The sequence below is a fragment of the Haloferax sp. ATCC BAA-644 genome (genome assembly GCF_000336975.1).
Classification (GTDB): Archaea; Halobacteriota; Halobacteria; order Halobacteriales; family Haloferacaceae; genus Haloferax; species Haloferax volcanii.
This window is the reverse complement of the sequence record NZ_AOLF01000014.1, coordinates 21,338-47,705: the sequence shown is the minus strand read 5'-3', so window position 1 is coordinate 47,705 and position 26,368 is coordinate 21,338. Positions and strand designations below refer to the sequence as shown.

28 protein-coding genes are annotated in these 26,368 nt (G+C 67.8%); 20 read left to right on the top strand and 8 right to left on the bottom strand.

Annotated features, from left to right (window positions below):
- Positions 1–98 precede the first annotated feature (98 nt).
- The 3 genes from C458_RS07200 (at position 99) to C458_RS07190 (ending at position 2,084) form a co-directional block, all read left to right on the top strand.
- On the top strand, positions 99–854 hold the full coding sequence (locus tag C458_RS07200) for a ribonuclease H-like domain-containing protein (protein ID WP_008574432.1): 756 nt from the start codon (positions 99–101) through the stop codon (positions 852–854).
- Between the two features lie 114 nt (positions 855–968).
- The gene (locus C458_RS07195) at positions 969–1,322 is read left to right on the top strand and encodes a hypothetical protein (RefSeq protein WP_008574430.1); all 354 of its coding nucleotides are present in this window, start codon (positions 969–971) and stop codon (positions 1,320–1,322) included.
- Positions 1,323–1,397: 75 nt separating this feature from the next.
- Complete coding sequence (locus C458_RS07190) at positions 1,398–2,084, top strand: dolichyl-phosphate hexose transferase (RefSeq protein ID WP_004041505.1); 687 nt, start codon at positions 1,398–1,400, stop codon at positions 2,082–2,084.
- Between the two features lie 107 nt (positions 2,085–2,191).
- Here C458_RS07190 and C458_RS07185 read toward each other — a convergent pair whose 3' ends face one another.
- A complete protein-coding gene (locus tag C458_RS07185) occupies positions 2,192–2,395 on the bottom strand; it encodes a DUF5800 family protein (RefSeq protein WP_004041503.1) in 204 nt (67 codons plus the stop codon).
- Between the two features lie 121 nt (positions 2,396–2,516).
- Between C458_RS07185 and C458_RS07180 the strand changes: the two genes are divergently transcribed.
- The 3 genes from C458_RS07180 to C458_RS07170 all read left to right on the top strand — a co-directional run bounded on the left by C458_RS07180 (position 2,517) and on the right by C458_RS07170 (position 5,608).
- The gene (locus C458_RS07180; RefSeq protein ID WP_004041502.1) at positions 2,517–3,368 is read left to right on the top strand and encodes a polymer-forming cytoskeletal protein; all 852 of its coding nucleotides are present in this window, start codon (positions 2,517–2,519) and stop codon (positions 3,366–3,368) included.
- Between the two features lie 122 nt (positions 3,369–3,490).
- Entirely contained in the window at positions 3,491–4,354 is an 864-nt protein-coding gene (locus tag C458_RS07175) for a DUF4349 domain-containing protein (protein WP_008574426.1), read from the top strand.
- Between the two features lie 78 nt (positions 4,355–4,432).
- Positions 4,433–5,608 carry a redox-regulated ATPase YchF gene (locus C458_RS07170; protein WP_008574425.1) on the top strand — a complete coding sequence of 392 codons (1,176 nt, stop codon included), beginning with the start codon at positions 4,433–4,435 and terminating at the stop codon, positions 5,606–5,608.
- A 213-nt stretch (positions 5,609–5,821) separates the two neighbouring features.
- Here the strand turns inward: C458_RS07170 and C458_RS07165 are convergent, their stop codons facing one another.
- Positions 5,822–6,067: a hypothetical protein gene (locus C458_RS07165; RefSeq protein ID WP_008574424.1), complete on the bottom strand. Its 246-nt coding sequence runs from the start codon at positions 6,065–6,067 to the stop codon at positions 5,822–5,824.
- Positions 6,068–6,148: 81 nt separating this feature from the next.
- Here C458_RS07165 and C458_RS07160 point away from each other — a divergent pair, with 81 nt between their 5' ends.
- Complete coding sequence (locus C458_RS07160) at positions 6,149–6,568, top strand: DUF5367 family protein (RefSeq protein WP_049896944.1); 420 nt, start codon at positions 6,149–6,151, stop codon at positions 6,566–6,568.
- A gap of 20 nt (positions 6,569–6,588) precedes the next feature.
- Here the strand turns inward: C458_RS07160 and C458_RS07155 are convergent, their stop codons facing one another.
- Both C458_RS07155 and C458_RS07150 read right to left on the bottom strand, forming a co-directional pair.
- The gene (locus C458_RS07155; protein WP_008574422.1) at positions 6,589–8,181 is read right to left on the bottom strand and encodes a Na+/H+ antiporter NhaC family protein; all 1,593 of its coding nucleotides are present in this window, start codon (positions 8,179–8,181) and stop codon (positions 6,589–6,591) included.
- Between the two features lie 130 nt (positions 8,182–8,311).
- The gene (locus C458_RS07150; protein ID WP_008574421.1) at positions 8,312–9,433 is read right to left on the bottom strand and encodes a pyridoxal phosphate-dependent aminotransferase; all 1,122 of its coding nucleotides are present in this window, start codon (positions 9,431–9,433) and stop codon (positions 8,312–8,314) included.
- A 257-nt stretch (positions 9,434–9,690) separates the two neighbouring features.
- Between C458_RS07150 and C458_RS07145 the strand changes: the two genes are divergently transcribed.
- From C458_RS07145 to C458_RS07135, 3 genes are all read left to right on the top strand, one after another.
- Positions 9,691–10,737: an ABC transporter substrate-binding protein gene (locus C458_RS07145; RefSeq protein WP_049896947.1), complete on the top strand. Its 1,047-nt coding sequence runs from the start codon at positions 9,691–9,693 to the stop codon at positions 10,735–10,737.
- Positions 10,734–11,693: an ABC transporter permease gene (locus C458_RS07140; protein WP_008574419.1), complete on the top strand. Its 960-nt coding sequence runs from the start codon at positions 10,734–10,736 to the stop codon at positions 11,691–11,693. The genes C458_RS07145 and C458_RS07140 overlap by 4 nt, the downstream gene beginning before the upstream one ends.
- Positions 11,681–12,505 carry an ABC transporter ATP-binding protein gene (locus tag C458_RS07135; RefSeq protein ID WP_008574418.1) on the top strand — a complete coding sequence of 275 codons (825 nt, stop codon included), beginning with the start codon at positions 11,681–11,683 and terminating at the stop codon, positions 12,503–12,505. Before C458_RS07140 ends, C458_RS07135 begins: the two co-directional genes overlap by 13 nt.
- A gap of 26 nt (positions 12,506–12,531) precedes the next feature.
- Here C458_RS07135 and C458_RS18400 read toward each other — a convergent pair whose 3' ends face one another.
- A complete protein-coding gene (locus tag C458_RS18400; RefSeq protein WP_004041491.1) occupies positions 12,532–12,681 on the bottom strand; it encodes a hypothetical protein in 150 nt (49 codons plus the stop codon).
- A gap of 96 nt (positions 12,682–12,777) precedes the next feature.
- Here C458_RS18400 and C458_RS07130 point away from each other — a divergent pair, with 96 nt between their 5' ends.
- Positions 12,778–14,157: a DEAD/DEAH box helicase gene (locus tag C458_RS07130; RefSeq protein ID WP_008574415.1), complete on the top strand. Its 1,380-nt coding sequence runs from the start codon at positions 12,778–12,780 to the stop codon at positions 14,155–14,157.
- A gap of 14 nt (positions 14,158–14,171) precedes the next feature.
- Here C458_RS07130 and C458_RS07125 read toward each other — a convergent pair whose 3' ends face one another.
- Entirely contained in the window at positions 14,172–14,564 is a 393-nt protein-coding gene (locus C458_RS07125; protein ID WP_008574414.1) for a hypothetical protein, read from the bottom strand.
- A gap of 131 nt (positions 14,565–14,695) precedes the next feature.
- Here C458_RS07125 and C458_RS07120 point away from each other — a divergent pair, with 131 nt between their 5' ends.
- Positions 14,696–16,198, top strand: a complete 1,503-nt coding sequence (locus C458_RS07120; RefSeq protein ID WP_008574412.1) for a DUF790 family protein — start codon at positions 14,696–14,698, stop codon at positions 16,196–16,198.
- A gap of 33 nt (positions 16,199–16,231) precedes the next feature.
- On the opposite strand, the gene C458_RS07115 is transcribed toward C458_RS07120, so the two are convergent.
- Both C458_RS07115 and C458_RS07110 read right to left on the bottom strand, forming a co-directional pair.
- Positions 16,232–16,768 (bottom strand): hypothetical protein, encoded by a 537-nt coding sequence (locus tag C458_RS07115; RefSeq protein WP_008574411.1) that lies wholly within the window; start codon positions 16,766–16,768, stop codon positions 16,232–16,234.
- On the bottom strand, positions 16,765–17,706 hold the full coding sequence (locus C458_RS07110; RefSeq protein ID WP_008574409.1) for an RsmB/NOP family class I SAM-dependent RNA methyltransferase: 942 nt from the start codon (positions 17,704–17,706) through the stop codon (positions 16,765–16,767). The genes C458_RS07115 and C458_RS07110 overlap by 4 nt, the downstream gene beginning before the upstream one ends.
- Before the next feature lie 173 nt (positions 17,707–17,879).
- On the opposite strand from C458_RS07110, the gene C458_RS07105 reads away from it, so the two are divergent.
- From C458_RS07105 to C458_RS07070, 8 genes are all read left to right on the top strand, one after another.
- Entirely contained in the window at positions 17,880–18,626 is a 747-nt protein-coding gene (locus tag C458_RS07105; RefSeq protein WP_008574406.1) for a proteasome assembly chaperone family protein, read from the top strand.
- 117 nt (positions 18,627–18,743) lie between these two features.
- On the top strand, positions 18,744–19,439 hold the full coding sequence (locus tag C458_RS07100) for a nucleotide exchange factor GrpE (protein ID WP_008574404.1): 696 nt from the start codon (positions 18,744–18,746) through the stop codon (positions 19,437–19,439).
- 126 nt (positions 19,440–19,565) lie between these two features.
- Positions 19,566–20,327 (top strand): alpha/beta hydrolase, encoded by a 762-nt coding sequence (locus C458_RS07095; RefSeq protein WP_008574401.1) that lies wholly within the window; start codon positions 19,566–19,568, stop codon positions 20,325–20,327.
- A gap of 219 nt (positions 20,328–20,546) precedes the next feature.
- On the top strand, positions 20,547–22,424 hold the full coding sequence (dnaK, locus tag C458_RS07090) for a molecular chaperone DnaK (protein ID WP_008574399.1): 1,878 nt from the start codon (positions 20,547–20,549) through the stop codon (positions 22,422–22,424).
- A 144-nt stretch (positions 22,425–22,568) separates the two neighbouring features.
- Positions 22,569–23,726, top strand: coding sequence for a molecular chaperone DnaJ (gene dnaJ / locus C458_RS07085; RefSeq protein WP_008574395.1), 1,158 nt, complete (start codon positions 22,569–22,571; stop codon positions 23,724–23,726).
- Positions 23,727–23,778: 52 nt separating this feature from the next.
- Positions 23,779–24,099: a cupin domain-containing protein gene (locus C458_RS07080; protein WP_008574393.1), complete on the top strand. Its 321-nt coding sequence runs from the start codon at positions 23,779–23,781 to the stop codon at positions 24,097–24,099.
- 110 nt (positions 24,100–24,209) lie between these two features.
- Positions 24,210–24,917, top strand: coding sequence for an AMP-binding protein (locus C458_RS07075; RefSeq protein ID WP_008574391.1), 708 nt, complete (start codon positions 24,210–24,212; stop codon positions 24,915–24,917).
- Between the two features lie 143 nt (positions 24,918–25,060).
- Positions 25,061–26,368, top strand: coding sequence for a dicarboxylate/amino acid:cation symporter (locus C458_RS07070; RefSeq protein WP_008574389.1), 1,308 nt, complete (start codon positions 25,061–25,063; stop codon positions 26,366–26,368).

Here is a 26,368-nt window from a genome sequence, read left to right as displayed (position 1 = left end):
CGCTCTGCGGGTAAAACGCCCGCGGCGCGGACGCTCCGGGAGTGCGGCCGCCGGCCCACGACGACGCATTTAGGGTCGCCGACGCCCCCCTGTCGGACATGCGAATCGAGAACAGCTTCATCCCCGTCCGCGGCGTGGGCGAGCGGACGGAGCGGAACCTCTGGCGGGCCGGGGTGACCCACTGGGACGAGTTCGACGCCTCGCTCGTCGGCGCGAAGACGGGCGACCGAATCGAGACGTTTATCGCTGACGCCGCCACCCACCTCGACGACGGTAACTCGCGGTTCTTCGACGACTGCTTCCCCTCGGGCGAGCGCTGGCGACTCTACGAGAACTTCCGCGACGAGACGTGCTTTTTCGACATCGAGACGACCGGCCTCTCGCCCGAGCGCGACTCGGTGACGACCGTCTCGTTCTATCAGGACGGCGAGACCACGACGCTCGTCAGCGGCGAGGACCTGACCGCCGACGCCCTCCGCGAGCAGTTCGTCGACGCGAAACTCATCGCGACGTTCAACGGCGCGCGCTTCGACGTGCCCTTCCTCGAAACCTCGTTCGACGTCTCCATCGACGTGCCGCACGTCGACCTCATGTATCCCTGCCGCACGCTCGACCTCACTGGCGGGCTGAAGGAAATCGAGAAAGACGTGGGTATCGACCGCGACCGCCCCGATATCTCCGGGCGCGACGCCGTCCGCCTCTGGCGGGAGTACGAGCGCGGCGACCAGTCAGCGCTCGACACGCTCGTCTCCTACAACCGCGAGGACGCGGTCAACCTCGAACGGCTCATGGAGACCGTCACCGACCGACTCCACGACCGCGCCTGCGAGGGTCTCGACGCCGACCTCGCCTGAGTCGGGCGGGAAGTTGACCCCGCGCCCGCGCGGGCGGTTGGGCGAGCGCCGCCGACTCGTGCGGACGGGCCGGAACCCCGCGCTTTTTTCATCCCCCGAAGCGACGCGCCGCACATGACCGACGACCCCGACGCCGACCCCGAGGCGGACGACCCCGCCGATTCGACCCCGTCGTCCGACGACGCGACCGAGGCAACCGAGGCGACCGACGGCGACGAGCCAGTCGACGCCGACGCGACCGTCGAAGCGGCGGACGGCGGCACCGACGAGCGCGACAACGGTAACGGCAACGGCGACGAGACCGTCCCGCACGTCGAACTCGACCTCTACGAACTCTCGGTCCGCGTCAGCGGGCAGTCGAGCGACGAACTCGACGACGTGGAGGCGTCGGCGACCCGCCTCATGGACTACCTCGTCGACCACGCGAAAGAGCTGGAAGACCAACCCGACAGCCGCGGACTGAGCTAACCCCGGCGCTCGCGCCCCTCCCCTCGGTTTTGGCAAACCTAAAAGTTCAAGAGCGGCCGTCAATAACCCCGTCCAATGACCGAGTACACCTTCGACGACCTCGCGGTCGTGATGGGGACGTACAACGAAGAACAGGCCATCGGGTCCGTGTTGGCCGACATCGACCGGATTACCGACGGGCGCGCCGAAGTCGTCTGCGTGGACGGCTCGGACGACCGGACGCCCGAAATCGCCCGTAAGATGGGCGCGCGCGTCATCGAACAGGAGCCGCAGGGGTACGGCGTCGCGGTCGAGGCTGCGGTGCTCGCGCCCGACCGCCCGGTCGTCGTCACCACGGACTGCGACGACACCTATCCGATGGAGTATCTCCCGAAGTTCCTCGACCTCATCAACGACGGCTACGACGTGGTCTCCGGCGACCGAATCACGAAGGGCGCGGAGACGATGCCCCGACTCAACCGCGCGGGAAACATCGCGTTCGCCCGCCTCGCCAGTTTCCTTATGGGTGCGACCGTCCACGACACGACCACCGGGATGCGGGCGTACCGCCGGGAACTCCTCCACGACATCGAGTGGACGGAGAACACCGGGCTGTCGGCCGAACTCCTCATCCGCCCCGCGATGCGCGGCTACAACATCGCCGAGGTTCCCATCCCCTACCGCGAGCGCGCGGGCGAAACGAAACTCGACCCCTTCGCCGGCGGCGCGGCCATCGGGAAATCCATCGTCAAAGTCTGTCTGGAAGAGCGACTTCGGCTCTGACCGGGCGGCCGGGGCTGCGGGTTCTGAAGAGTCTGAGGGAGTCGGTCGCGCGGCGAGCGCGCGTGATTCGAGAGCGATACGCGGAGAAACGGCGCTTCGGGCGGCGATTACGACGAGTTCAGGATGTCGCGGACGCGCCGGGGTTCGCCGGAGAGCGCGGGTTGCTTCTCGACGATTTTCAGCACCTCGTGGTCGGTCACGTCGGGGTAGGATTTCCCGATGGCCTCCTCGATGAGGGCCTTTTCGAGGCGGAACTCCGTTCCCTCGTAGACCACGTCTACGCCGTCGTCGTCGAAAGAGAGAATCGTCATACCTCCCGTTGTTTCCCGCGAGTAGTTAAATACACGTCGTCACCGGGAAACCGACTGTCCCCGGCGTGTCTGACGGTTGTCTTGCGGACGGTTTATTACGGCACGGGTGTTGGTTCGGAGCGTGTCACTGGGTACGGACCCGCTCGATGCGCTCGAAATCCCCGACGGGACGACGGTCGAGGAACACGACCTCGTCACCGACGGCGACGTCGTCGTCGGCGGGCAGAGCACCGTCGAGTTCGGCGTCCGCGGGCGGAACGTCCTCGCGGGCGAGCGCGTCACCTTCGGCGGCGACATCGAGGCCGAAGCCGACTGCCGACTCGACATGCTCGACGACGTGGCCGGCAACGTCCTCGTCGGCAACGACGCCTATCTCGGCGAGCGCGTCCACATCGCCGGTCGCCTGATGGTCTCTGGCGACCTCGACATCGGCGACGACGTCGATATCGAAGAGGGGTTCGAGGCCAACGGCTGGATCGTCATCCGCAACCCGATTCCGACGCTCGTGTTCTACTTTATCGTCCTCTCGCAACTCCTCCGACTCGGTGAGGACGAGGCGGCCGACGAACTCGCCGAGACCCTCGCGGGCGAGTCGCCGCACGACCCACTCGTGATTCCACGGAACGCCACCGTCTCCGACGACGCGTGGCGCGTCTCGACGCCCGCCCACGTCGGCTCAGACTGCCGGATTCACGGCAACATCCGCGCGAAGTCCATCGACCTCGCAGAGGACAACAACGTCTTCGGGAGCCTCCGCGCCCGCGACGATATCGTCGTCGGGAGCGGGACGCGCATCCACGGCGACGTCACCACCCGAAACGGCGAGGTTCGCATCCACGAGGACGCGCGCGTCCTCGGCGACGTGTCCTGCAACGACCTCGTGCTCGAAGCCGGCGCGCACGTCGACGGCACGATGCGCGCCCGCGGCGAAATGCGCATCCACCGCGACAACCTCCCCCGCGAGGCCGAATAACCGACATCGGGGCTCCGACACGGGGGCTGACCGACCGGCCGCGACCACCCGCGGGCCGCGATAGCAACAGTCGCCGTTTGTGCTTACCCAATGATTAATTCACCGCGTCGAGTGTGTCGTCTATGGACAACCGACTGAAACTTCTCTCGGTCGCCCTCCTCGTCCTCCTCGCCGGGTGCACCGGCGGCGCGGCGGACGGCGGTGCCGGTGGAGCGGAGAGCGTCTCGCTCGCCGCCGACACGGACGCCCCCTCCAAGGCCGAACAGACGGGCGGCGACGACCTCCCGCAGGCCCAGCGGCGGGCGGTCATCAAGAACGGGCAGATAGAGTTGACCGTCGACGAGTTCAACGAGTCGCGCGACGCGGTCGAATCGACCGCCGAGTCCTACGGCGGCTACGTCAGCGACTCCAACGAGTACGTCAACCGCCGGAGCGGCGGCACCTACCGCTCGGGCCAACTCGTCGTTCGCGTCCCCTCGGAGGACTTCTCGGCGTTTATGACCGATATGAAGGCCCTCGGTGAGGTCGAGCGCGTCGAGACGAACTCCGAGGACGTGACCGACCAACTGGTCGACATCGAAGCGCGACTGAGCAATCTCCGCGCCCAGCGCGACCGCCTGCGCGACCTCTACGAGTCGGCCAACACGACCGAGGACGTGCTCGCGGTCGAAGAGCGCCTGACCGATGTTCAGACCGAAATCGAGCGGCTCGAAGCCCAGAAGCAGTCGCTCGAAGACCGCGTCGCCCTCTCGACCGTCCGGGTCTCGCTGTCCGAACGACCGCCCGGCCCGGCGCAGTGGTACGACACGCCGGTCTTACAGGCGTTCTCCGAGTCGATAAACGGCGCGTTCGTCGCCCTCCGGGCGCTCGTCGTCGCCGTCGCCTACGCCGTCCCGTACCTCGTCGTCTTCGGCGGCCTCCTCGCGATTCTCGGGAGCGGGGTGGTGCTCGCCGGCCGCGCCGCCTTCAGGCGACTGACGGACTAACTGTTCGCCGGCTTCTGTTCGCCGCTCGCGTCCCCTCGCACGCGAGCGTTTTTCCGCGTCCGCGACCATCGTCGAGCCATGCTCTCTCTCGCGTTAGCCGGCAAGCCGAACGCCGGCAAATCGACGTTCTACACGGCCTCGACGCTCGCCGAGGTCGACGTGGCGAACTACCCCTTCACGACCATTGACGCGAACCGCGGCGTCACGCACGCCCGCACCCGCTGTCCCTGTCTCGACCGCGACGAGCGCTGCGGCAACTGCGAGGACGGTATCCGCTACGTCCCGGTCGAACTCGTCGACGTGGCCGGCCTCGTCCCCGGCGCGCACGAGGGTCGCGGCCTCGGCAACCAGTTCCTCGACGAACTGACGAACGCCGACGCCATCGTCAACGTCGTGGACGCCTCCGGCGGGACGAACGCCGAGGGCGAACCCGTCGAGGTGGGGAGCTTCGACCCCGTCGAGGAGGTCGATTTCATCGAGGAAGAACTCGAACAGTGGCTCGCGGGCATCGTCCACAAGAACTGGGAGTCCGTGGTCCGCAAGTCGAGGTCGCCCGACTTCGACATGGACGACGCCCTCTCGGACCTCCTGACGGGCGTCGGCGCGAGCGAGTACGACATCGCCGCCGTCCTGCGCGACCTCGACTACTCGCCGAACCCCCGAGACTGGGACGACGCCGACCGCGTCGAACTCGCCCGCGCGATTCGCCAGCGGACCAAGCCCATTGTCCTCGTCGCCAACAAGGTGGATATCGCGCCCCCGGAGAACCTCGACCGACTCGCCGAGACCGGAAAGCCCGTCATCGCCGCGACCGCGGACGGCGAACTCGCCCTTCGGCGGGCCCGCGAGGCGGGCCTCATCGACTACCACCCCGGCGACGACGACTTCGAACTCGTCGGCGACGTGAGCGGCGCACAGGAGCAGGGCCTCGAACGCATCCGCGACCTGATGGGCGACCACGGCGGCACCGGGACGCAGGAAGCCATCGACACCGCCGTTTACGACGTGCTCGACCGCATCACGGTCTACCCCGTCCAGAACGAGTCGAAGTGGACCGACGGCACGGGCAACGTCCTCCCCGACGCCTTCCTCCTCCCGCGGGGGTCGACGCCGCGGGACCTCGCGTACGCGGTCCACTCAGACATCGGCGACGGCTACCTCCACGCGGTCGACGCGCGAGCGAAACGCCGCATCGCCGAAGACCACGAACTCGAGGAGGGCGACGTCATCAAAATCGTCTCGACGGCGAAGTAACTGTCAGCGGTTCGTCTTTTCCGTGCGTTCTTGTTGCTTTCGATTGGTCGGGAATCCGTCCGCCACGCCACACGTAAACCAAAAATCGCTATACAGAATCAGTCATCTCACATTCTCCGAGGGACACAGAAAGCGTCGCGCCGCAAGGTCGACTGTCGTGCGGCTCACGCGTCGTGATTTGCGGCGGAAAACAGCGATTCGTCGCAGGCGGGGTCAGAGGTCCTTTGCGACGCGAAGTTCCGTGTCGGTGACCGTTTCGACAGACTCGGCCGGCACCTCGATGTCGTCGCCGTCGGCGTCACCGAAGCCGAGGCCTTGCACGACCGCCTCGGCGATGTCGGGGTCGGGTTCGACGTACGCGATTTGGGCGTCCGTGTCGACTTCGGTCACGATTCCGATCTGTTCGGCCTCCTCGTCCATGAGGAACTTTCCTTCGTCGGCGGTCGAGAGAACTGACATTCGACTAATCGTTATACCGGGATGACATAATATCCTGTGGCCGGCACGAACGCTGATACGCGTTGCCCGCGTACGGGAGGCATGACAACCAGTCCACAAGTCTCCGAGGCCGGCGCTCGTCGGCTCCCGCTGTCGGAGACGCGGGTGCTTCTCGGCGTCGGGCTGGCGATTGCCCTCGTCGCCGGCCTCGTCTTTCGCGTCGTCGGCCAACTCGTGTTGGTGCCTTCCCGGCCGCTGGTCACGGCCGCGGTGTTCGCGCTGACGGTCCCCGCGATGTGGACGCTCGCGGTCGGAATCTTCCGGTGGCGCGGGCTGTCCAGTGGCGCGCGGCGGGAGGCCGCGGTGTTGCTCGTCGTTCCGGGGATGCTCGTCGACGCGGTCTCGACGGCGCTGTTCTCGGTCGTCTACCCGAACATGGGCCTCGAAGCCGCGGGGCTCTTTGGCGGCCTGTTGCTCTTGGCGTACGCGACGGTGCTGGTCGCGGGGTTCGTCAGTCGATGAAAAATCGCGGTCCGTCGGGTTTAGTCGGACGACGACCCGAACGCGTTCGGGACGCTCACGTCGGCGTGCTCGGAGAGGTAGTAGGCGGCGACGAAGAGAATGAGGACGCCGACGCCGAGGAGCGCGAGCGGTCCGACGCCGTAGCCGGAGACTGTGAGCGAGCTTACGCCGTAGCCGTCCGCGAGGAACAGGCCCGTGGCGACAGTCCCGCTGAGGAGCGCGTACGGAATCTGCGTGTTCACGTGGTCGACGTGGTCCGCGCCGGCGAACATCGACGAGAGGACCGTCGTGTCGCTGATGGGCGAACAGTGGTCACCGAACAGCGAGCCGGTGAGAATCGCACCGATGGCTCCGGGGAGCGGTGCGCCGAGCTGGTAGGCCAGCGGGACCGCGACGGGGAACATGATTCCCATCGTCCCCCACGACGTGCCGATGGAGAACGAGATGATGGCCGCGGCGAGGAAGACCACCGCGGGCAGGAGTTCGGGCGTGATGACGCCCTGGGCGACGCTGACGACGAACGGACCAACGCCGAGGGCCTCGCTGACGCTCCCGATGGTCCACGCCAGCGAGAGGACGGCCACCGGGAACATGACCATCTTGAACCCCTCGAAGATAGCGTCGCTGACGGCTTCGAGTTCGACGCGGGCGTGGCCGACGAGGATGGCGAGCAGCAGCGCGCACGCCGAGAAGACGCCCCAGAGGATGGCGTCGGCGGTGGCCGCATCCTTCAGCGCCTCGACGGGTGCCTGCCCGGGCCAGCCGCCGGAGTACAGCAGGCCGAAACCGGTGACGGCGACGAGCGCGACGATGGGCGCGGCGAAGTACCACCAGCGCGAATCGACGTAGTCGGGCGTGACGATGTCCTCCTCGCGCGTCTCGATGAGGGGGTCGGCGTCGTCACCGAGGACCTTCCCCTCCTCTTTCGCGCGGCGCTCGGCGCGTTGCATCGGCCCGAAGTCCCAGTCCATCACGACGAGGATGAACACGAGGGCGACCGCGAGCAGGCTGTAAAAGCGGAACGGGATGCTCTGGAGGAACACCACGAAGGCGCTCTGGTCGATGCCGAGCGAGGCGAACTGCTCGCGGATGAGACCGACCTCGAAGCCGACCCACGTCGAGACGACGGCGACGCTCACCACGGGCGAGGTGGTCGAGTCGAGCAGGTACGCGAGCTTCTCGCGGCTGATGTCGAACTTGTCGGTGATGGGCCGCATCACCGAGCCCGTAATCATCGTGCTCGCGTAGGAGTCGACGAAGATGAGCATCCCGAGGACGCTCGTCCCCAACGCGGCCTGTTTCCGGGTCTTGATGCGGGCGATGATGCGCTGTGCGAGCGCGTTCATCCCGCCCGAGAGGAATATCATCCCGAGCATCGCACCCGAGAGGAACGTAAACAGGAGGAGTTTGCTGTTGAACGACTCGGTCACGTTGTTGATGACCAACTGGAGGGAGTACGCCGCCCCGCCGATTGGGTTCCATCCCACCAGGATGGTCGCACCGATCCAGATGCCGGTGAAAAGCGAGAGGAGCACCTGCCGACTGGCCAGCGTCAGCACGATTGCGAAGAGCGCCGGCAGCAGGCTGATGACTCCATGCGTCTCTGCGGGCATGACAAACGTTTCGTCACTGGCTCCCAAATTTAAGGGTTTTCAACTCGAACGCCGAGAATAAGACGTATCGGATGCCGTGAGTTGTCGTAGTTCGGGCAACGAACCGACCGACTGCGGGCGTGTTACGGCCTCAGACGACCGCGTCGTACGCCTCGCCCATGATTTCGATGGCCTCGCGGAGCGACTCGGTGTCGGTCGCGTACGACAGTCGGGCGTAGCCGTGGCCGTGTTCACCGAACGCCTCGCCCGGCACGATAATCACGCCGCGGTCGATGCACTCGTCGACGAAGCCCTCGGGCACCTCGGGCATGACGTAGAACGCGCCGCCCGGCGACGGAACGGTGAGGCCGATGTCCTCCAGCCCCTCGACGACGAGGTCGCGGCGCTCGCGGAACGTTTCGGTCATCTCCTCGATTCGGTCCTGCGGCCCGCTGAGCGCGGCCTCGGCCGCGAACTGCGCCGGCGCGGAGGCGCACGCCTGCACGTACTGGTGGACGCGGAGCATCCGTTCGACCCGGCGGGTGGAGCCGTACACCCAGCCGAGCCGCCAGCCGGTCATCGAAAACAGCTTCGAGGCCGAGTTGACGACGACGACGTTGTCCGTCTCGGCGAACTCGATGGGCGAGCGGTGTTCGCCCTCGAAGACGGTGTACTCGTACACCTCGTCGGAGATACAGAGCACGTCGTGCTCGTCAGCGATGCGGGCGAACTCCGCGATGTCGTCGGGCGGTGACACCGCGCCCGTCGGATTGCCGGGGCTGTTGACGACGAACGCCGCGGTGTCGTCGGTGATGGCGTCTTCGACCGCCGCGGGGTCGAGCGTCAGGTCGTCGCGGAGCGGGACCGGCACCGGTTCGCCGCCGGCGAGTTTCGTGAGCGCGTCGTAGGAGACGAAGCCGGGGTCGGGGATGATGACCTCGTCGCCCTCGTTCACGTGCGCCTCGATGGCGATGTGGAGCGCCTCGCTCCCGCCGGCCGTTGCGATGACGTCGTCGGGGTCGAGGTCGACGCCCTGGTCGCGGCGGTGCTTCTCGGCGATTGCCTCGCGCAGGCTCGGGAGGCCCTTGTTCCCGGTGTAGCCGTCGGCCTCGCCGGCTTCGATGGCCTCGACGGCCGCCTGCCGGGCGTGGTCCGGGGCCGGGAAGTCGGGCTGACCCAGCCCGAGGTTGATAGCGTCTTCGCCAGCCGCCTCGAACACCTTGCGAATGCCGCTGATGGAGATGCGCTCCACCCGGTCGGAGAACTGCGTCATATCCTATTCGGTGTCGCCGTTCGGGATAGTTCTTCCCACGCACGGTCGCGACCGACCCGTTGAATCCATGACGTGAACGCCGGCGTTTCTCGGATTTTTCTGCCGCTATCTGGGAGTGTGGAAATTCAGAAAAACCGACCGTCACAACCCCGGTTACGGCCACAGAACGGGAATAACCCGGTTTCACCGCGTCATCTACCGCGTCTATCGTTACCGGGTACGCGCCCCGAATAAGGCGCTGATTCGTAACGAGGGCAATGACAGAGGCACCACGTTCGACGTCGATTAGCCGTAGACGATTCCTGCAAGGGTCCGGCCTCGCAGCGACCGCCGGCCTCGCGGGTTGTCTCGGCGGGTCCGGCGGAAGCGGGCTGGACGAACTCAACGTCGCCTACATGCCCATCTACCCGGATATGCAGTATTTCGTGATGGAAGAAGAGGGACTGTTCGACCAGCTTTCGGTCCCGGTCTCGGGCAAGAAGTTCTCCGACGGCCCGAGCATCGTCCAGGCGTCCGCGACGGGCGACTTCGACGTGATGATGTTCGGCATCGTCCCGGCGATGATCGTCATGGACAAGGGCATCCCCGCGAAAATCACCGCCGCGAACATCAAAAACGCGATGCAGATTCTCGCCACCGACGACTTCGCCGCCCTCTGGGAGGAACACGGCAAGGACGCCTTCGCGGAGTTCGAGGCGCAGAAGGGTCGTAAGTTCACGTTCGGCACGTTCCCGCCGGGGTCGGTCCCGGACATCCTGCTCCGCTACTGGATTGAGAACACGCTCGGGCTCGACCCCGAAGAGGACGTGAACATCAAGGGTCTCGGCGGCGCGGCCGCGGTCCAGCAGGCGCTCCTCTCGAACAACGTCGACGGCACGAGCATCATGGAGCCGGTCCCGACGGTCATCGACGCTAACGACGCGCCGTTCCAGTCCATCGCGTGGGCGGGCGACTTCATGCCCGGCCAGCCCGCGGCGGTCACGCTCGTGCACGACCGCCTCCGGCGGGACAACCGCGACCTCGCCACGGAGTTCGTCGAACTCCACCGGCAGGCGACGAACTTCGTCGCCGACGACCCCGACACGGCCGCCCAGCACGCGAGCACGGTCATCGGGGAGAGCGCGCTCCCGGTCGAGACCGCCCGCGCGGCGCTCGATTCGCCCGCGTCGGACTTCATCACAGACCCCCACGACATCGAGGGCGGGGCCAAAATCTTCGCTGACTACGCCCAGACGCTCGGGAAGACGGAGGCGCAGTTGACCGTCGACGAGATGTTCGACTACGGTATCTACGACTCGCTATGAGCAACGACGAAGTCGGCAGCGGCGTCGCCCTCTCGGAGACCGAGGCGGACGACCGACTGCTCGACCGGCTCGCGGGGTTCTCCTCGGAACGGACGGGGCTCGCGGTCGCCGGCTTCGCGGGCTTTCTCGCCGTCTGGCACGTCGCCGCGCTGTTCCAGCCGACGTATCTCCTCCCCTCGCCCGTCGAGGTGCTCGCGGCGTTCGTCGTCGAGCTCACCGCGCCCGCCTCGCTGTCGATTCCCTTCACCGGCGCGGAACTCCCGGCGACGCGGCTCCTCGTCAAATTAGTCCAGAGTCTCTACCACTACGTGCCGGGCCTGCTCATCGGGACCTCGCTCGGCGTCTTCGCGGGCATCGCCATGGGATGGAACACCCGCGTCGACAGCGTCTTCACTCCCGTTACGCGCCTCCTCCGGCCGATTCCGCCGCTGGCGTGGATCGGTTTCGCCGTCATCTGGCTCGGCGTCAACCACCAGGGCGCGACGTTCATCGTGGCTATCGGCTCCTTCTGGATTAACTTTTACAGCGCCTACGGCGGCGTCGAAGGGGTCTCGGAGGACCTCAAGGAGGTCGCCGCGACCCTCGGCGTCGACGACGACTGGACGATGATTCGGAAGGTCGTCATTCCGGCGGCTAGCCCCTCGATTATGACCGGCATCCGGACGAGCATCGGCCAGTGTTGGATGATCGTCGTCGCGGCCGAACTCATCGTCGGCGTCGGCGTCGGCTACGAGATTCTCAACACGGCTCAGAACCTCGCGATGGACGTGTCGGTCGCCTACATGCTCGTTATCAGCATCGTCTTCCTCGTGAGCGACGGCCTGTTCCGCCGGGTCGAACGGCGGGNCGCGATGGACGTGTCGGTCGCCTACATGCTCGTTATCAGCATCGTCTTCCTCGTGAGCGACGGCCTGTTCCGCCGGGTCGAACGGCGGGTGCTGGAGTGGAGAGCATGAGCGACGACGCGAACGCGGATGCGGGTTCGGACGGGAACACGAGCGCAACCGCGGCCGACCCCGACGCGGCCGCGACGGTCAGCGTCGACTCGCTCGGCAAGACCTACGCGTCCGACCGGCGGACGGTCGAGGCGCTGTCGGACGTGGAGTTCGCCGTCGAGGACGGCGAGTTCGTCTGTATCGTCGGCCCCTCGGGGTGCGGCAAGACGACGCTGTTCCGCATCATCGCCGGTCTCGAAGACGCCACGTCGGGCGCGGTCACCCTCGACGGCTCGCCCGTCACCGGCCCCGGAACCGACCGCGGGATGGTGTTCCAAGAGTACGGGCTGTTCCCGTGGCGGACCGTCAGCGAGAACGTCGCCTTCGGGCTCGAAGAACAGGGCGTCGAGGAGCCGGCGCGCTCGGAACGCGTGACGGAGATGCTCGAACTCGTCGGCCTCGACGGCTTCGTTGACGCCTATCCCAAAGAGCTGTCCGGCGGGATGAAACAGCGCGTCGGCATCGCCCGCGCGCTCGCGGTCGACCCCGAACTCCTTCTCATGGACGAGCCGTTCGGCGCGGTCGACGCGCAGACACGCGACATGCTCCACGGCGAACTGCTCGACATCTGGACGGAGACGGACAAGACGGTGCTGTTCGTCACCCACGACGTGGAGGAGGCGGTCACGCTCGCAGACCGCGTGGTCGTCATGGCCGCGAATCCGGGTCGCGTCCGCGAAATCGTCTCGGTCGATATCGACCGCCCGCGGGAGCGGACCGAAAGCGAGTTCGCGGCGTACGTCGAGCGGATTCGCGGGCTCATCGGGGAGTAACCCGAATCCGTTCCGGGCCCTCGTCTCTACTCCCGCGCCGCTCGCAACTCGTCGATGTGCGCGTCGATGACCGACAGCGTCGCGTCGGCGTCGACGTAGCCCTTCTCGTACTCCTTCATCGCGCTGTTGTAGTCGCTGAGGAACTGTGCGACCGCGTCGTCGAGGTCGTCGCTCATACACGTCCGTAGCCCCGTCATCGGATTTGAACCTTCGGCCCGCGTGTCTACCGCGGGACCGTCGATTTATCACCGCGCCCCGCCAACGCGCCGGTAGTGACGACCCTCCGATTCGAGGACGGCACCGTCCACATCGGCACTGACGGCGACAGCGCTGCGGGCGACGACTCCGACGTTCGGGCCGCCCTTGCCGACGTGGCGAGCGTCGAGGCCGACCCCCGAAGCGGCGGCTATCGCGCTCCTGCGATGCGGTACGACGCGGTTCGGGACGCGCTCGACGCGGCCGGCGTCGACTCCGACGACCGGGTCGCGGCCGCCCTCGACGCTTCCCTCTCGCTTTCGACGACCTACGACCTCCGCGACTACCAGCGCGCCGCCCTCGACGCGTGGCTCGACGCGGGCGGTCGCGGCGTCGTGGAACTGCCGACCGGCGCGGGCAAGACGGTGCTCGCCGTCGCCGCGATGGTCGCCCGCTCGGTGCCGACGCTCGTCGTGGTGCCGACCATCGATTTACAGGACCAGTGGATACGCGAACTCGAAACCGAGTTCGACGTGCCGGTCGGCCGGTTCGGCGGCGGCGAACAGACTCAGGAGGCCATCACGGTCTCGACGTACGACTCGGCGTACCTCCGCGCCGACGACGTGGGCGGCGACTTCGGCCTCGTCGTCTTCGACGAGGTGCACCACCTCGGCGGCGAGGGATACCGGGACATCCCGCGGTTCCTCGCCGCGCCCGCCCGTCTCGGCCTGACGGCGACGTTCGAGCGACCGGACGGCGCGCACGAGCGCATCGAGGAACTCGTCGGCCCGCGGGTGTACCGCCTCGACGTGGACGATTTGGCGGGCGACCACCTCGCTGATTACGAGGTCCGCCGCATCGAGGTCGAACTGACGGCCGACGAGCGCGAGACGTACGACGAGGCCCAGGAGACGTTCGTGAACTACCTGCGCACCTCGGGGCTGTCGATGCAGTCTGGCAGCGACTACCAGAAACTCGTGATGCGGTCGGGCAGCGACCCGCGGGCGCGGGAGGCACTGCTCGCCAAGCAGCGCGCCCGCGACGTGATGATGAACTCCGAGGCGAAAGTGGACAAGCTGGCGCGACTGCTCGCGCGACACCGCGAGGACCGCGTCATCGTCTTCACCGCCTCGACCGACCTCGTCTACCGCATCTCGCGGCGCTTCCTCGTCCCGCCGATAACCAACGAGACCGGGACGAAAGAGCGGCGCGAAATCCTCGGCCGCTTCCGCGACGGCACCTACGACACCGTCGTCGCGGCCAACGTGCTCGACGAGGGCGTGGACGTGCCCGACGCCAACGTCGGCATCCTGCTTTCGGGGTCGGGGTCGGAACGCGAGTTCACCCAGCGACTCGGCCGCATCCTCCGGCCGAAGGCCGACGGCGCGACCGCGACGCTCTACGAACTCGTGAGCGTCGAGACGGCGGAAGAACGGGTGGCGGCCCGGCGTCGGTGACGCGGAAACTCCTCTCAGACCAGCGAGACGTTCAGGTCGCCGTCTTCTCTGAAAGCGTCGTATCCGAACTCGAATTCGACCGCGAAGTCGGCGGTTCCGCCGGCCGGCACGGTGAGTTCCTGCGACCGCGTCGTGCGTTCGCCGCCGACGGTGACCCGGACTTCGACCGTGGTGAGCCGCTCGGCCCCGCCGTCGTTGAGAACCGACCCGAAGACCCGGAGACGGCCGTCGTCGGTCGCCTCGTAGTCGATATCTTCGATTCGGACCGGGGAGACCTCGGGCGTGTCCCGGGGGTCGCCCGCCGGTGCCGCCGGTGGGTTTCGCGGCCCCGTCGCACCCGGTAGCGACCCCAGACAGCCCGACGACAGGCCGACCGCGACCAGTCCGAGGAGGCGTCGTCGCTCCATACGGTGGCGTCCGCCGCGGGCGCAATGAACCTTGTCGTCCGTGCCGTCGGCCGGTGTCCGCCCGCACCGTCGCTCGCTTCTTGCCCACGCCGCCCGAGCCGCTTTTGTCCCGCGGTCCCCTCGTTGCGAGCGTGCTGACGAAGGACCTGCTTCGGGTGTCGCGGGCGGGCGGCGGCTACCATCCGCAGTTCGCTGACCGGGGCGACCGCCCGCTGGCCGCGAAGGCCATCGGCGTCTTCCGGCGACACGTCGGCGACGCGCGGGCCGCCCTCGACGACGCCCTCGCTGCCCTCGAAGCCGAGGCCGACGACTTCAAACTCGCCCGCGGATTCGCGTCGCTGCTCGACCGCGAGGCGGTGTTCGAGACGGCGGCTCCCCTGCCACCCGTCCGCGCCCGCCGCGCCGCGTTCGAGGCCGCGATGAGCGTCGGCGGCGTGGCGACCGAGGAGGAACGGGCCGCGGCGCTCGACCACGCGGCGTCCTCGCTCGGGTCGTCGCCCGAGGCGGTCGACGCGTCGCTCACGGCCGACCGCGAGGTCGAACAGGTGCTTTCGGAGTTCGACCCGCGGTGGACGCCCGACGAACTGCTCGCGCAGTACAACCTCTCGCTCGCCCAGACCGCCCTGTTCGACGCGACCGAGGTGCGCGTCCGAAGCTCCGACCCGAAGGCCGTCGTCTCGGCGGTCAAGCGCCTCCGCCTGATGTACGAGATTCGGAAGACCGACGCCGGCCGCGAGGTCGTCGTCACCGGTCCCGACGCGCTGTTTCAGCGAACCAGACGCTACGGAACCGCCTTCGCTCGCCTGCTCCGGTCGGTCGCCACCGCCGGCGACTGGCGACTCGTCGCGACTATCGACGACCGCGGAACCGACCGCGAACTGACGCTCACGAGCGACGACGTGTCGGTCCCCGGCGTCGAGCCGATGGCGGAACCCGGCTTCGACAGCGGCGTGGAGGCCGACTTCGCCGCCCGCTTCCGCGGCCTCGACCTCGACTGGTCGCTCGTCCGGGAGCCGGAACCGCTCGAAACGGGGACGAGCGTGATGATTCCCGACTTCGCGTTCGACTACGCGCACGCCGACTTCCGCGTCTTCTTCGAGATTATGGGCTTTTGGACGCCCGAGTACGTCGAAAAGAAGCTGGGCCAACTCGCCGACGTGGAGGACGTGGAACTCGTCGTCGCCGTAGACGATTCGCTCGGCGTCGGGGAAGACATCGCCGCCCGCGACCACCGCGCCGTCCCGTACTCTGGCTCCGTGCGCGTGAAAGACGTGGTGGACGTACTCCGCGGCTACGAGTCCGACCTCGTCGCCGACGCGGCCTCGTCGCTCCCCGCCGAACTCGCGCCCGACGACGACGTGGTAACGCTGTCGGACCTCGCGGCCGCCCGCAGCGTCTCGGTCGACGCGCTCGACGGCGTGGCCTTCCCGGAACACGAACTCGTCGGGCGGACGCTGGTCCGCCCGGCCGTTCTCGACGCGCTCGCCGGCGAAATCGAGGCTGGGATGTCGCTGTCGGCGGCCGAATCCGTCCTCGACGACCGCGGCCTCGACGACGCGAGCGCGGTCCTCTCGCGGCTCGGCTACCGGGTCGAGTGGGAGGGGCTGACCGGCGGGACGGTCAGAGAGAAGTAGCGGGGCGCAGTACCGCGACCCGGTCGCTGCCGGCTATTCCGGTTTGACGAGGTCTTCCTGCCGGCCCTTGGGGACGGTCGAGCGGAGCTCCCCGTGGAGGTAGAGGCCGACGCCGAGGGGTTCGAGTTCGCCGGCGATTTCGTGGGCGGCGGTGAGGTAGCCCCAGTCGCCCTCCCATCGGTCGAGCTGTTGGTCGTGGCCGTCGACGAACGCCTGCGCCTCGCCTGGACGCAGTTCGACGACGTTCTTCGTCGCGTCGCCGCAGAAGCGCTGGACCGCGTTGGTCGAGGGCTTCCAGTGGCGCTGGCGGGTCCGCAGGATGCGCATTCCGAGCCCCTCGACTTCGATGGGGTCGACGACCTCGCCGTTGAACGCCCAAATCTTGCCCGCGCCTTTCTCCCAGAACGTGTAGCCGTCAAAAACCGCGGGGTCGACGCCGAACCGCTCGTCCCACCAGTCGATGACCTCCTCGCGGGAGGGCCGCCCCTCGACGACGCGGTCGTCGGCCGTCGGCGGCAGGCGGTCGAACTGCTGGCCCCAGTTCTCGCCGGGGGCGGTGTCGTCGCTCATGCGGTCACCTCCAGTTTGGCGGTGAAGAAGCCGCCCGTGTCGTTGTGGTGCGGGTAGACGCGGCGGGCCTTCGCCACCGTGGGGTCGTACTCGTCGCCCTCCCACTCGGTGATGCCGGGCGCGGTCTCGAAGCCGTCGGGCACGTCCCATTCGACCACCTCGCAGTCCTCGCGGTCGAGGACGAAGTCGAGGACGGCCTCGTTCTCCTCGGGCGCGAAGGTACAGGTGGAGTAGACGACGGTGCCGCCGGCTTTCGTCACCTGCACGGCGCGCCGGAGGATTCCCTTCTGGATGCCGGCGACGCTTTTGACGTGGTTCATCGTCCACTCGTCGAGCACGTCGGGGTTCTTCCGACAGGTCCCCTCGCAGGAACACGGCGCGTCGACGAGGACGCGGTCGAACTGCTCGAACGACCCGTCCTTCTCGGGGGTCCGCTCTCCGAAGGGTTTCATCGAGAAGTTGCGGGCGTCCTGATTCGACACGACGAGGTTCGTCACGCCGAGGCGCTCGGCGTTGTGGCGGAGCGCCGACAGCCGACCGAGGTTGTTGTCGTTGCCGACGAGGACGCCTTCGTCGTCCATCATGGCGGCTATCTGGGTCGTCTTCGACCCCGGCGCGGCGCAGGTATCCCAGACGCGCTCGCCCGGTTGCGGGTCGAGGGCGATAGCCGGGAGTGCCGACACCTCCTCTTGGCCGTGGAGCCAGCCGTGGAAGTACGGCCAGTTCGTCCCCGGACTGCTGTCTTCGAGTTTGAGGATGCCGGGATGCCAGTCGGTCGGTTCGTAGGCGACGCCCTCGTCGTCGAGCGCCTCGCGGGCGCGCGCCACCGTCGTCTTGATGGTGTTGACGCGGACGACGGAGGGAAGCGGCCGCTCGCAGGCCGCGAAGAAAGCCTCCTCGTCGTCCACGAGCGGCGCGTACCGCTGGAGCGGGTTCATGGCACTCGATTCCGCGCGGGCGCGCTTGTCGGTTTCGGAGTCGCCGGCGGGGTCGCAGGCCTCGTCGCCGGGAGACGCCACCGGCCGAAGCAGTCGCGCCGGGGCGGGGTAGTCGGCCGATGACCGCACAGTCGCCCGTCGGATTTACCTCGCCCCGGCGACCATGTTCACGTATGGCACGCATTCGCGTCCTCGCGGAGGAACTCACCGACGAACTGGAGTCGCCGACGCTGGTCGAAGGGCTGCCGGGCGTGGGGTTGGTCGGCAAAATCGCTGCCGACCACCTGATCTCGGAGTTCGACATGACCCACTACGCCAACGTGTTCTGCGAGGGCGTCCCGAAGGTCGCGGTCTACATGGAGGACGACCCGGCGTTGCACCCGCCGGTCAGGCTCTACGCCGACGCGGAGCGGGACCTGCTCGTCCTCCAGAGCGACATCCCCATCCGGCCCGAGGCGGCGACCGAACTCGCCACCTGCCTCGGCCCGTGGTTCGAGGAACTCGACGTGCTCCCCGTGTTCCTCTCGGGCATCGCCCGCGAGAAGTCCGAGGACGTGCCCGCGCTCTACGGCGTCGGCACCGACGGCGCGGCGTCGCGGCTCGAAGCCGCCGGTATCGACCGTCCGACGGAGACCGGCCTCGTTTCGGGGCCGACGGGCGCGCTCCTGAGCAACGCCGTCTCGGTCGGCCGCCCGGCGCTCGCGTTGGTCGTCGAGTCTGACCCGCAGTTCCCGGACCCCGAGGCCGCCCGCGTCGTCATCAAATACGGCATCGAACCGCTCGTCGGCATAGAGGTGCCCGTGGACGACCTCGTGAACAGCGCCACCGAGATACGGCAGGCCAAAGAGCAGTTGGCCCGGCGGATGCAGCAGTCCGACGAGGAGAGCACGCAGGCCCGGCCGCTCGGGATGTACCAGTAAGCGGCGCTGGCTGTCGGTCCCGGGGGGTCTCGGCCCGCGCGACCGCTCCGTCCTGAGAAGCGTTTCGGCCGACCCGCAGTCTACACGTTTAAGCCGCGTCGGACACTTCTCCCGCCCATGAGCGACGACCCTGCCGAGTCGGTCACGGACGCGAACGCAGACGCCGAGACTGACGCGGCATCCGACGCAGCGGCGCAGACGGCCGAAGACGCGGCGACGGACGCCGACGGCGAGGCGTCGAGCGCCGAGTCGGCGGCCGAGGAATCCGGCGCGACGGGCGACGGGCCGACCGTCGCCGACCGCGTCGCCGAGTACGACGACGACCTCGCGGCCGAGGTCGCGGCGCTCGAAACCCGCGTCGCCGACCTCGAAGCCGAGCGCGACGAGGCAGAAGCGACGGCCGAGGAACTCCAGTCGCGTCTCAAGCGCACGCAGGCCGACTTCCAGAACTACAAGAAGCGCGCGAAGAAGCGGCAGTCCCAAATCAAAGACCGCGCCACCGAGGACTTCGTCGAGCGCGTCGTCACCGTCCGCGACAACCTCGTTCGCGCGCTCGACCAGGACGAGGGCGCCGACATCCGCGGCGGCCTCGAATCGACGCTCACGGAGTTCGACCGCATCCTCGAAGACGAGAACGTCGAAGTCATCGACCCCGAACCGGGGACCGACGTGGACCCGAACCGCCACGAGGTGATGATGCGCGTCGACAGCGACCAGCCGGCGGACACCGTCGCCGACGTGTTCCAACCCGGTTACGAGATGGCCGACAAGGTCATCCGCGCCGCGCAAATCACGGTCAGTAAGGGCGAATAGCGCGCCGTCACCCGGGCGCTCGCCGTCGCCGGAGGCGGTCTCGCCTCCCCGACCCGGCGAGGACTTTTGTTCTCACCTCGCTATCATTACGCCATGCGACTTCGTTCCCGTCGGCGGCGGCCGACCGTGCGCGTCACCCAACACGGCGACCCCGGCGACGACGACCTGCTTTTCGTCCTCGGGTGGGGCAACAAGCCGGGTCACCGGAGCGTCGAGTGGCTCCTCGACCGCCTCACCTACGAGGGCTACCACGTCCACGCCGTCGAACTCCCGACGAACGGCTGGGAGTTCGAATCCCAGTACGTGAGCCCGGTGCGGGCGTACGCGGTGGACCGCGACATCGACCTCGTGCTCAGCCACAGCACCGGCGGCCTCGTCGCCGCCCACCTCGACCTCGCGGTTCGAAACGTCTTTCTGAGCCCGTGGTGGGGGACGGCGGTCTCCGGTCCCGCCGCCTTCCTGTTCCCGCTCGTCAGGCGACTGCCGACCACCAAACCCGTCGTTCCGTCCGGCATCTCCCGCGCGGACCTCGGCGAGTTGAAACTCGCCGCCGAACTGGACGACGCGCCGGCCAACGCCTCGCCCGCGTTCCTCCGCATGATTCACGGCGCACAGGAGTCGCTGCCGCCGTTCCGCCCCGACGACGTGGTGTTCGTCTCGCTTTCGGACCGGGTCGTGGACGTTCGCGCAATCGGCGACCGGACGCCGGCCGCGAACCTCGTCCCGTACGACGGCGGTCACGAGTTCTTCGCCAGCGAGGGCAGAGAGCGGACGCTCTCGACGGTGCTCGACGCCCTCGGCGGGGCCGACGCGTCGTCGCTCCGGGCGAACGGCGCTGACGCGTCCGACTCGGCCGACGGAACCGAACGCCCGCAGCCGACGGACTGAGAGCAACGAGGTCGCACGGTCGGTCGGCCGGGTGCCGGGCCGCCGCCGGGCGACCACGCTCGGAGCGTCGCCGCGACGCGGTCGGCGGTTCTACATAAATCGACCGACCTCTTTCGACGTGAGAATAGAAAATCGCAAGACAGCGTCGACCTTGGTGCACGCCGTGTGTCGCAGTATCTAGTAACCTTTAACCGGCAAAAGACGGTATTTGCGGGCAAGATGGCGAGCAACAAGATTCTGGGTATCGACCTCGGCACCACGAACAGCGCGTTCGCGGTGATGGAGGGCGGCGACCCGGAGATTATCGTGAACGCAGAAGGCGACCGAACCCCCCCCTCCGTCGTCGCGTTCACCGACGACGGTGAGCGGTTGGTCGGCAAGCCGGCGAAGAACCAGGCCATCCAGAACCCCGAGCGCACGATTCGGTCCATCAAGCGCCACATGGGCGAGGACGGCTACACCGTCGACATCGAGGGCGAGGAGTACACGCCGGAGCAGATTTCGGCGATGATTCTCCAGAAGATCAAGCGCGACGCCGAGGACTACCTCGGCGACGAACTCCAGAAGGCCGTCATCACCGTCCCCGCGTACTTCAACGACAAACAGCGGCAGGCGACGAAAGACGCCGGAGAAATCGCGGGTCTCGACGTCGAGCGCATCGTCAACGAGCCGACCGCCGCGTCGATGGCCTACGGCCTCGACGACGAGTCGAACCAGACCGTGCTCGTCTACGACCTCGGCGGCGGCACCTTCGACGTGTCCGTCCTCGACCTCGGCGGCGGCGTCTACGAAGTGGTCGCCACCAACGGGGACAACGACCTCGGCGGCGACGACTGGGACGAAGCCATCATCGACTGGCTCGCCACCGAGTTCGAAAACGACCACGGTATCGACCTCCGCGAGGACCGACAGGCGCTCCAGCGTCTCAAGGACGCGGCCGAGGAGGCCAAAATCGAGCTCTCCTCGCGCAAGGAGACGACCATCAATCTCCCCTTTATCACGGCGACCGACTCCGGGCCGGTCCACCTCGAATACGACCTGACCCGCGCGAAGTTCGAGTCGCTCACCGCCGACCTCATCGACCGGACGGTCGAGCCGACCGAGCAGGCGCTCGAAGACGCCGGCTACGACAAAGGCGATATCGACGACGTCATCCTCGTCGGCGGCTCCACCCGGATGCCGCAGGTCCGCGACAAGGTCGAAGAACTCCTCGGCTCCGAGCCGAAAAAATCCGTCAACCCCGACGAGGCCGTCGCGCTCGGCGCGGCCATCCAGGGCGGCGTCCTCGGCGGCGAGGTCGACGACATCGTCCTCCTCGACGTGACGCCGCTGTCGCTCGGTATCGAGGTCAAAGGCGGCCTGTTCGAGCGCCTCATCGAGAAGAACACGACGATTCCGACCGAGGAGTCGAAGATATTCACCACCGCGGCCGACAACCAGACGACGGTGCAGGTCCGCGTCTTCCAGGGCGAACGCGAGATGGCCGAGGACAACGAACTCCTCGGTGAGTTCACGCTCTCCGGCATCCCGCCGGCCCCCGCGGGCACGCCGCAGATCGAAGTCGGCTTCAACATCGACGAAAACGGCATCGTCAACGTCTCCGCCGAGGACAAAGGCTCCGGCAACGCCGAGTCCATCACTATCGAGGGCGGGGCGGGCCTCTCCGACGAGGAAATCGACCGCATGCAGCAGGAGGCCGAACAGCACGCCGAAGAGGACAAAGAGCGCCGCCGCGCCGTCGAGGCCCGCAACGAGGCCGAGGGCGCGGTCCAGCGCGCGGAAACGCTCCTCGAAGAGAACGAGGAGAACGTCGACGACGAACTCCGCGCCGACATCGAGGCCGCCGTCGAGGACGTGGAAGCGGTGCTCGACGACGACGACGCCTCCACGGACGAACTCGAAGACGTGACCGAGGAGCTCTCGAAGGAACTGCAGGAAATCGGCAAGCGCATGTACGAACAGCAGGCGCAGGCGCAGGCCGGCGGTCCCGGCGGCGCTGGCGCTGGTGCGGGCGCTGCGGGCGGCCCCGGCGGCGCTGACCCCGAGGACTTCGTCGACGCCGACGCGGACTTCGACGAGGACGACGAGGACAACTAACCACAGGTGGACGGTCGGGTCGCAGAGAGACCCGACGCCGGCGGTCGAATCCGGGCGAAACCCCCGGTTTGACCCCGTTCGCGCTCGCCGCGATACGAGAGACGGACTTTTCAAATACCTTCACCGGCTACAAGAGAGCAACTGATGAGCGAGGACTTCTACGACGTACTCGGGGTCTCGCGGGACGCCTCGAAAGACGAAATCAAGAACGCGTACCGCAAGAAGGCCGCGAAGTACCACCCCGACGTTTCCGACGAGGACGACGCCGAGGAGAAGTTCAAGAAGGTCCAGAAGGCCAAGGAGGTGCTCACGGACGACGAGAAGCGGCAGATGTACGACCAAGTCGGCCACGAGCGCTTCCAGCAGTCCCAGAAACGCGGCGGCGGTGGCGGCGGCCGCGGACAGAGCAATCCCTTCGGCGGCGGCGGCAACCCGTTCGGCGGCATGGGCGGCGGCGGTGGCGGCTTCGAGGACATCTTCAACAACCTGTTCAACGGCGGCGCGGGCGGCCAACAGCGCAACCGCCCCCAGCAGGGCCGCGACGTGGCCCAGCGCATCTCCATCGACCTCGAAGACGCCTACCACGGCGTCGAGCGCGACGTGACGATTCGCCGCCGCGAGGTCTGTCCCGAGTGCGACGGCGAGGGCCACCCCGACGACGCAGAGGTGAACACCTGTTCGGAGTGTAACGGCTCGGGCCAGCAGACGACGGTCCAGCAGACGCCCTTCGGCCGCGTCCAGCAGACGACGACCTGTCGCGCCTGCGGCGGCGAGGGCGAGACGTACAGCGAGGACTGTTCGGAGTGCCGCGGGAGCGGCCGCGTCCGTCGTACTCGCGACGTGACCATCACCATCCCCGCCGGCTTCCGCGACGGCCAGCGCCTCCGCTACCGCGGCGAGGGCGAACCCGGCGAGAACGGCGGTCCCAACGGCGACCTGTTCGTCGAGGTCAACGTCCGCGACCACGACGAGTTCGAGCGCGACGGCGACGACCTCCGCTACACCCATCCCATCTCCTTCCCGCAGGCCGTCTTCGGCGCGACCGTCGAGGTGCCGACGCTCGACGGCGAGGAGGAACTGAAGGTGCCCGCGGGCACCCAAAGCGGGTCGACGTTCACCGTCTCCGACGCGGGGATGCCCCACCTCGACGGCCGGGGCCACGGCGACCTGCACGTCGAGGTCCACGTCGTCACGCCCGAGGACCTCAACAGCGAGCAGCGCGAGGCGCTCAAGGAGTTCGCCGAGGCCGGCGGCGAGGAGGTCAAAGAGGGCCTCTTCCAGAAGCTGAAGAACTCGCTGTGAGCGATTTCCGACACCGCCACGCTCTCGTGTGTGGCGGCCGTCGATTCGGCCGATGTCCTACACGAAAGCGAACTACGAGGACGTAGACGCGGTCGGCGGCGGGCTCCACTTCCTGCGAGACGAACTCGACTGCGTCGAGCTCGGCTTCAGCGTGCTGGAGGCCGACCCCGACTGGTCCGGCAAGCCCCACGACCACGCCGAGCAGGGCCACGAGGAAGTGTACTACCTCGTCTCCGGCGGGGCTACGCTCGTCGTCGAGGACAAGAAACTCGATCTCGAACCCGGCGACGCCGTTCGCGTCTCGCCGGAGGACACGCGCGAACTCCGAAACGGGCCCGAAGAGAGCACGTTCGTCATCGCGGGCGCGCCCTGAGTCGTCGCGCCGGCGTCGTCTCGGCGCTGCTCGCCCGGACTCCCCACCGCGTTCTCGAACCGCGAGCACGCCTCGGGGGCTTTTTTCGCGCCGACTCCCTACGACCGGCCATGGACGTTATCGGTGACCTCATGGCCCGCGACCGGCGGAGCGACCGACTCGCGCTCCGGGTCGACGGCCCCGGCCGGACCTACACGTACCACGACCTCATCACGACCTCGTACAAGGCCGGGAACGTCCTCCGCTACCTCGGCGTCCGCAGGGGGGCTCGCGTCGCGGTCGACCCGGTGCCGCTCCCCGAACCGTTGTTGACGTTCCTCGGGGCGGCCCAACTCGGCGCGGTGACGGCGTTCGACCCGCGGTTCGAGGCGCGGGCGACCGTCGTTCCGGTCGAACGCGAATCCGAGTTCGAAGATCTGCCGCCGGGCCAGAAACTCGCCGTCTTCGGCGGCCCGCCGAATTCGCCCGCGACGACCCACTGGGAACAGGAAGTCTGGAGCGAGAACCCCGCGGTCCACCCCGAAATCGTCGCTTCTGACGATCCGGGACTCGCCGCTGACGACCGCGAGTTCACCCACGGCGACCTGCTCGACGCGGCCCGCGAGGTCGTCTCCGACTTCGACCTCGAAGCGGGCGACACGGTCGCGGTCCGGTCGTCGCTTTCCCACCCCGGAACCGTCGTCGCCGGCGTGCTCGCGCCGCTTTTGGCCGGCGGCACGATTCGGATTCCCGCGGGCGACGAGGCCGTCGAAGCGGCGCTCGCCGTCGGCGACGGGGTCCCCCAGTCGGTCGCGCTCGCGCCCGACGACGTGTGGTGACCACGACGCGTAGGGTGGAGAGAAGTCACCGAACGCTCCAACTATTAATTCGGATTTGAGATTGAATTCTACCTCGGTGTTAAATTCGGGATTTTCACCGCTATATTTATAGTCAGGCTGTATCGTTAGTGCAAACACGTTACATGTCACAGTCTGGCATCGTATCTCTCTGGAACCGGTATCGCTCGGTCGGCATCGTCTACCGAATCGGGGTCGCGTTCGTCCTCGGATCGCTCGTTGGCCTCGTCGTCGGCGAACCCGCGACGGCCTTGAAACCGGTCGGTGACCTGTTCGTCCGACTGCTGGAGATGCTCATCGTCCCCATCGTGGTGTTCACGCTCCTGATGGGCGTCAGACAGCTCTCGCCGTCGTCGCTCGGGCGCGTCGGCGCGCAGGTCGTGGGCCTGTACGCGCTCACGTCCGCGTTTGCGGTCGCCATCGGACTCGGGGTGAGCAACCTCGTCTCCCCCGGCTCCCGCGGGCTCGAAGAACTGCTCGCCGGCGCCGAGGCACAGAGCGCCGAGGCCCCCGACGCCGTCGAAGTCGTCCTCAACGTCGTCCCGACGAACCCCGTCGGCGCGATGGCCGACGGTGGCGTGCTGCCGACCATCTTCTTCGTCGTCGTCTTCGGCCTCGGTCTCACGCTGGCGTGGGAGGAGACCGACGACGAGCAGGTCAAACGCGGCATCGAGACGTTCTTCGACCTCGCTGACGCCGGCGCGGAAGCGATGTACAAGGTCGTCTGGGGGGCGATGGAGTTCGGCGTTCTCGGCGTCTTCGCGCTGATGGCCAACGTCTTCGGCACCGCCGGCGTGGACGCAATTCTCCCGTTCGCGCTCCTCATCGGAACGATGCTCCTCGCGGCCGTCGTCCACATCGGACTCGTCTACCTCGGCGCGTTCGTCGTCGGCGTCGCGGGGCGGTCGCCGGTCGCGTTCCTCTCCGGTGCGCGCGACGCGATGGTGACCGCGCTGAGCATCCGGTCGTCGTCCGGGACGCTTCCGGTGACGATGTCCGACGCGGACGAGAACCTCGGCATCGAAGAGCGCATCTACGGCTTTACGCTTCCGCTCGGCGCGACCATCAACATGGACGGCACGGCGATGTACCAGGGCGTCGCGGCCATCTTCGCGGCGAACATCGTCGGCGTGAACCTCTCTCTGGTCGACCAGTTCGCCGTCGTCGCGGTGGCCGTGCTGGCGAGCATCGGCACCGCCGGCGTGCCCGGGTCGGGGCTCATCATGCTCACGCTCGTCTTGACGCAACTCGGCCTGCCGCTCGAAATCGTCGGGCTCGTCGCCGGCGTCGACCCCATCCTCGACCGCATCCGGACGATGGTGAACGTGACCGGCGACCTCGCGGTGACGACGGTCGTCGCCACGTGGAACGACGCGGTCGACTTCACCGCCGACGCGTGGAACGACGGCGTCGGCGCGGCGCTGTCCGACTGA

Excerpts from the sequence above, each read along its gene's own strand:
- C458_RS07200 (WP_008574432.1), top strand. The coding sequence starts at position 99 with ATGCGAATCGAGAACAGCTTCATCCCCGTCCGCGGCGTGGGCGAGCGG.
- C458_RS07195 (WP_008574430.1), top strand. The coding sequence starts at position 969 with ATGACCGACGACCCCGACGCCGACCCCGAGGCGGACGACCCCGCCGAT.
- C458_RS07190 (WP_004041505.1), top strand. The coding sequence starts at position 1,398 with ATGACCGAGTACACCTTCGACGACCTCGCGGTCGTGATGGGGACGTAC.
- C458_RS07185 (WP_004041503.1), bottom strand. The coding sequence starts at position 2,395 with ATGACGATTCTCTCTTTCGACGACGACGGCGTAGACGTGGTCTACGAG.
- C458_RS07175 (WP_008574426.1), top strand. The coding sequence starts at position 3,491 with ATGGACAACCGACTGAAACTTCTCTCGGTCGCCCTCCTCGTCCTCCTC.
- C458_RS07170 (WP_008574425.1), top strand. The coding sequence starts at position 4,433 with ATGCTCTCTCTCGCGTTAGCCGGCAAGCCGAACGCCGGCAAATCGACG.
- C458_RS07165 (WP_008574424.1), bottom strand. The coding sequence starts at position 6,067 with ATGTCAGTTCTCTCGACCGCCGACGAAGGAAAGTTCCTCATGGACGAG.
- C458_RS07160 (WP_049896944.1), top strand. The coding sequence starts at position 6,149 with ATGACAACCAGTCCACAAGTCTCCGAGGCCGGCGCTCGTCGGCTCCCG.
- C458_RS07155 (WP_008574422.1), bottom strand. The coding sequence starts at position 8,181 with ATGCCCGCAGAGACGCATGGAGTCATCAGCCTGCTGCCGGCGCTCTTC.
- C458_RS07150 (WP_008574421.1), bottom strand. The coding sequence starts at position 9,433 with ATGACGCAGTTCTCCGACCGGGTGGAGCGCATCTCCATCAGCGGCATT.
- C458_RS07145 (WP_049896947.1), top strand. The coding sequence starts at position 9,691 with ATGACAGAGGCACCACGTTCGACGTCGATTAGCCGTAGACGATTCCTG.
- C458_RS18400 (WP_004041491.1), bottom strand. The coding sequence starts at position 12,681 with ATGAGCGACGACCTCGACGACGCGGTCGCACAGTTCCTCAGCGACTAC.
- C458_RS07125 (WP_008574414.1), bottom strand. The coding sequence starts at position 14,564 with ATGGAGCGACGACGCCTCCTCGGACTGGTCGCGGTCGGCCTGTCGTCG.
- C458_RS07115 (WP_008574411.1), bottom strand. The coding sequence starts at position 16,768 with ATGAGCGACGACACCGCCCCCGGCGAGAACTGGGGCCAGCAGTTCGAC.
- C458_RS07110 (WP_008574409.1), bottom strand. The coding sequence starts at position 17,706 with ATGAACCCGCTCCAGCGGTACGCGCCGCTCGTGGACGACGAGGAGGCT.
- C458_RS07105 (WP_008574406.1), top strand. The coding sequence starts at position 17,880 with ATGGCACGCATTCGCGTCCTCGCGGAGGAACTCACCGACGAACTGGAG.
- C458_RS07100 (WP_008574404.1), top strand. The coding sequence starts at position 18,744 with ATGAGCGACGACCCTGCCGAGTCGGTCACGGACGCGAACGCAGACGCC.
- dnaK (WP_008574399.1), top strand. The coding sequence starts at position 20,547 with ATGGCGAGCAACAAGATTCTGGGTATCGACCTCGGCACCACGAACAGC.
- dnaJ (WP_008574395.1), top strand. The coding sequence starts at position 22,569 with ATGAGCGAGGACTTCTACGACGTACTCGGGGTCTCGCGGGACGCCTCG.
- C458_RS07080 (WP_008574393.1), top strand. The coding sequence starts at position 23,779 with ATGTCCTACACGAAAGCGAACTACGAGGACGTAGACGCGGTCGGCGGC.
- C458_RS07075 (WP_008574391.1), top strand. The coding sequence starts at position 24,210 with ATGGACGTTATCGGTGACCTCATGGCCCGCGACCGGCGGAGCGACCGA.
- C458_RS07070 (WP_008574389.1), top strand. The coding sequence starts at position 25,061 with ATGTCACAGTCTGGCATCGTATCTCTCTGGAACCGGTATCGCTCGGTC.